At 73.6% G+C, this 345-nt stretch carries 1 protein-coding gene; it reads right to left on the reverse strand.

The features are described from left to right. Nucleotides 1-345: ketoreductase domain-containing protein (locus tag IF43_RS37575; RefSeq protein WP_037891747.1), on the reverse strand; the 345-nt coding region annotated here is incomplete at both ends.

Below are 345 nucleotides of genomic sequence, written 5' to 3' on the forward strand. Positions count from 1 at the left end.
CGTGGAGGTTGCGCGCCGAGTCGGCCTTGGCCCGCAGTACGTTCTCGAATCGGTCGGGAGTCAGGGCGTCCAGGACACCGTCGTCCAGCACACCCGCGGCGTGGACCACCGCCGTCAGGCCCCCCGCCTCGGCGGACAGCAGTTCGCGCAGGGCGTCCCGGTCGGCGGCGTCACACGCCACCACCGACACCTCCACGCCCGACCCCGCAAGCTCCGCAACCAGTTCCCCAGCACCCGGAGCATCCGGGCCCCGACGGCTGGTCAGCACCAACCGCGCGACACCCGCACCCGCCAGCCACCGCGCCACACGGCCACCCAGCGCACCCGTACCACCGGTGACCAGGA

The organism is Streptomyces sp. NRRL S-87 (genome assembly GCF_000719335.1).
Classification (GTDB): Bacteria; Actinomycetota; Actinomycetes; order Streptomycetales; family Streptomycetaceae; genus Streptomyces.